The 3946-nt window shown below is 61.6% G+C and carries 5 protein-coding genes and 1 pseudogene; 5 read left to right on the forward strand and 1 reads right to left on the reverse strand.

The window, feature by feature from the left end; genetic code table 11:
• Positions 1-135 precede the first annotated feature (135 nt).
• On the reverse strand, positions 136-444 hold the full coding sequence (locus tag CKO28_RS26895) for a helix-turn-helix domain-containing protein (RefSeq protein ID WP_200344454.1): 309 nt from the start codon (positions 442-444) through the stop codon (positions 136-138).
• 222 nt (positions 445-666) lie between these two features.
• Between CKO28_RS26895 and CKO28_RS29515 the strand changes: the two are divergent.
• The 5 genes and pseudogenes from CKO28_RS29515 to CKO28_RS26920 form a co-directional block, all read left to right on the forward strand.
• Positions 667-930: pseudogene (locus CKO28_RS29515) on the forward strand (nitrate- and nitrite sensing domain-containing protein); the annotation flags it as partial.
• 19 nt (positions 931-949) lie between these two features.
• Positions 950-1534 (forward strand): methyl-accepting chemotaxis protein, encoded by a 585-nt coding sequence (locus CKO28_RS26905; RefSeq protein WP_200344456.1) that lies wholly within the window; start codon positions 950-952, stop codon positions 1532-1534.
• A 229-nt stretch (positions 1535-1763) separates the two neighbouring features.
• The gene (locus CKO28_RS29015) at positions 1764-2009 is read left to right on the forward strand and encodes an antitoxin Xre/MbcA/ParS toxin-binding domain-containing protein (RefSeq protein ID WP_200344458.1); all 246 of its coding nucleotides are present in this window, start codon (positions 1764-1766) and stop codon (positions 2007-2009) included.
• Positions 2002-2337, forward strand: a complete 336-nt coding sequence (locus CKO28_RS26915) for a hypothetical protein (protein ID WP_200344460.1) — start codon at positions 2002-2004, stop codon at positions 2335-2337. The genes CKO28_RS29015 and CKO28_RS26915 overlap by 8 nt, the downstream gene beginning before the upstream one ends.
• Positions 2318-2977, forward strand: coding sequence for a hypothetical protein (locus CKO28_RS26920; protein ID WP_200344462.1), 660 nt, complete (start codon positions 2318-2320; stop codon positions 2975-2977). The genes CKO28_RS26915 and CKO28_RS26920 overlap by 20 nt, the downstream gene beginning before the upstream one ends.
• Positions 2978-3946 lie beyond the last annotated feature (969 nt).

Genomic DNA, 3946 nt, shown 5'->3' on the forward strand with positions numbered 1-3946 from the left:
CGCGGCCAGGCCGACCTTGGACTTGAACTGCGGCGTCAGCTTACGCGGGCTCTTCCTCGACATCGTCTCCTCCTTCAGGTCAGGAGGGCCCGCCCTACGCTAACGCTCGCCCCTGTTCCAAAACCAGGGTCCACTTCACGGGACCGCGTTCGCGAGCCGGATGAGCTCCGTCGACTGACGGCTATCAGACAGCTCTGTCTCCGGCGCTTTCGCGTCGAGCACATCCCGGACTTCAGCCATGATCTGTTCGAGCGTAGTACCGTAGACGCTCGCGAGCTCGACGAAACGCGAGAAAAACACCCGATTGGTGCCCTTCTCGTACTTCTGTAGCTGCTGGAACGTAACACCGACGCGTTTTCCGGCCTGATTCTGCGACAAGCCAGCCTCGGCGCGCTTTCGGCGCAGGACAGTGGCAAGGGCCGAGTCGTGGGATTTCTGCTTCATACAACCGATGATGCAACAAAAACGCGAACCGTCAACGGCATTACGACATCGTTCAATCTGAGATGCCCTGTCGCCCGTATCTCGCGGCCGGGTAGCGCCTGAAACCAGCGTCTTCGGGCTCCAAGGTGGCACGTTGCGCTCCTTGCGAAACCTCGAACAAGGAGACGAGACGATGTCCGTGACGCCCTCAATGCCGGTTCTGTAACACCAGGAGATGCAGCCAGTGGCTATTCCGAGATCATCCGAGCGAACATCGAAGCGCTATCGACTCTGCGCGCCGCCACGAAACGAACTGCACAGACCGGAATGACGGAGGCCTATCTCGCGCTCGTCGAAGCGAAAGAGCGCGCAGGCATCGAGCGTGCGGTGGGCGCCGCTGGTTTCGACAGCGGCTTCTCCCCGGAGCTTCATACCCGCTTCGTCCGGCTCGGCGCCGAACAGCAAAGTTACCTTGCTCAGTTCCGCGCGACGGCAGCCGAGTCTTTCGTCACTGACCACATCACGCATGGCCGGGGATACGCGCCAGCAAGCGAAGCGCACCAACGAACGGGTCGAAGGGCTCGACGCAGCCGCACAGAAGATCGGCTCGGTCGTCGAGCTCATCTCCGATATCCCCGGGCAGACCAATCTTCTCGCCCTGAACGCCACGATCGACGCGGCAAGGGCGGGCGAAGCCGGTAAGGGCTTCGCCGTGGTCGCGCAGGAGGTCAAGACGCTTGCCAGCCAAACGGCCAGGGCAACGGAAGACATCCAAAACCAGGTCGGCGCAATCCAGTCCGAGACTCAAGCCGCCGTAGCCGCGATCCGCGAGATCACGGGCACCATCGAGCAGATCGACGAAATCGCTCAGAGCGTGGCTGCCGCCGTGGAGGAGCAGGGCGCTGCAACCAAGGAGATCGCGCGCAGCGTCGACGAAGCTGCGACCGGAACCCAGGAAGTGACCAGCAACATCGCCGGCGTCAGTGCGGCCGCGAGCGAGACCGGCGGCGGCGCCCACGAAGTCCTGTCCGCAGCCTCGCAGCTCTCAAAAGAGTCCAGCCGGCTCGAGCAGGAAGTCGGAAGCTTCCTCGACGGCGTGCGGGCGGCCTGACCGAGGTGCAGGGGGCCGGCGGGGTGCAACCTCCCGGTAATAACCTTCGCAATCCGCGGCTCTGGGCTACCTGGATCGAGCTCTCCAGGGCGGCGCCTTGGCAACTACGAAGCTTGGGGCGGGTCAGGGATAATCTTTGGTATCGTACAGCGACTACGCATGCGCCGATTTTGGGTTAAACTTGAGGACACCGACACACCTTCAAGGTTGCTGTGATAAGGTTGCTGTGATGGGGCGAGATCGAGACCCGAGCATAGAATGGGCCGTTGAAGATCCGCTGACGAAGAAGCTGTGGCGCGACACGATCATCGCTAAACTAACGCCATGGGCTGGCGATAGGGAGCGCGCGCGTTCGTGGATGCGCGAGCAACCGATCCCAGGCTTCGGTGCGACCGCCGAGGAGTTGATCGCGGAAGGCCGCGGTGAGTCCGTGCTACGCTTCCTCGAACGCATCGAGGACGGCGGCTATGCGTAGGGATGTCTGGAAGAAGCTCATCGAGGACATTGGCTTCTCCGGGGTCCTCATATTCGGCATGCTATGCCCGTCGGTCGGCATCTGGCTCGCCATGCGCGGGTGGACAACGCCAGAGCCGTATGGCTGGGCTTGGGCGGTCGGCTACATCTTAATGGCGACGATCTTTGTGCTGCGCATCCTTGAAAACCGGCGCACCGACCGAAAAGTACGCGATCTGGAAGCACGGATCCGGAGTAACGAAATATACCTGGATCAGCGGCACGGCCCAGGCTGGCGCACTTGGCACCAGGACCAACAGGAGGCGCACGATGGCCGACAGGACCGATGAGACTTTAGAAGAGGCTCGTGCGCGCCTCAGAGTGGCAGCGCAGGAACAGAGCCGCTTCCTCGACCAGCATGGCGAGAGAGAACGCGCGCTCGCGCGGCTGATCGCAGAAGTTCATCGTTGGCCGGAGTCCGAGCAGGCTCAGCTCTTGGAGGTGTGCCGTCGAGATCTCGAGCGCGAGCGGCAGGTGTTGGATAATTTCAAGCAGGCGGAAGAATGCTCGGACGACGAGGCCGTAATAGATGTGATCGCTGACATTCGGCACGTCCGGAGATCTGAGAAGCTCTCCGCAATGCAGGCCCGCGTGGATGAAGCACGTGCCAAGCCAGACGACAACCGGACGCGTGAGGAGATCGAGACCGAGGCTTTGGAGCAGGTCGAGCAGCAATCGGAAGTGCTAAGCCGGCCAATGCGGATCCAGAGCCTTTTCCAAGACGCAGCAGCGCAAGAGTGGAAAATCGAGCGCCACGGGGCGTTCAGCGCATACCCCGAGGGCGGAGCTCTACACGCGGCGCCGAACCCGAGCGGCGGCTGGTATTGGACCGCCAGCCGAGAGGGCGCGCACGCGACCGGCACCGCTTCGAGCCCGGCAATCGCCGTCGCGAGCGCAGAAGCCGCATATCATTTGATGCGGCTAGGGTAACCCGGCGCACTCCGGCACACGGCCGAATTCCGCCTCAAAAGACCCCATACGCACGCGCCGCAGTGACGTCCACCACGATAAAACGTCAGCACGAAACCTGCCGTGTCGATAGAGCGTCGGAGGCGAAGCCCACACCGGAACGGGATACCATGATGGCTAGGCATCTGTGCGTGGACCCCGCTTCATCGTTTACAATCCCGCATTGTCGACGCAGACCGGTAGCGTGCCCCGTCGCTGATCCCCGTCGACTGAAAATGGGACCCAAGTGGGTCCCAAATGGGATATGCATTTTGTGGTTTTTCAGGGCTTTACGCCATGTGAACTGACACCGGCTCGTGTTCCATAAACGCGATCACCGGGTGTCGACCGGACACCGCTTCCGATATGCCCGGACAGGGGTTCCGACAGCACCAGACGCCGCCTCCGAGAGACATCATTCAACCAGTTGACATTGCGCTACTTTCCGGATCCGAGAACCCTTTCTGAGAACCCCCTAGAGAACCCTGCAGCGGCTGCGCCGCTGCATGATCAACAGCTGCCTGGCGAAGATGATCTTCTCGCACCGGCTCCTCTGCATGTCGCGATAGGGTCGCGAGCAAGAGGCCTCCCCACTACCGTCAACTGTAAAATCGTAAAGGTGTAAAGCTGTAAAGGCGTAACAGCGCAAAAACTGGAGCGACGCTGCCTCATCTGCTTCGGAACATGAAAGAACTCGATCGGCGGGGACAATTTGCCCGAGCGGTATCCATATCGTCGGCGATTGTAGCGCGTCAAGCAGCGTGACCGGTTGAGCGACAAGGTCGTGGCCGGTGCGGATCGATGATGTTGAGGGCTTAGCTTGTGGTGTCGTCACCTCCTTCTCGGTTGTTGTCGCTGGGGTTGTCGCCGAGGCTGTCGCTGTCGGATGACGCGGCGTCAGCCGGGTCGGTTTGGCGGCTGACGGCGGTCCGCCGACGATAGCTCTCGACG

It is taken from the genome of Rhodovibrio sodomensis, from assembly GCF_016583645.1.
Lineage (GTDB): Bacteria > Pseudomonadota > Alphaproteobacteria > Kiloniellales > Rhodovibrionaceae > Rhodovibrio > Rhodovibrio sodomensis.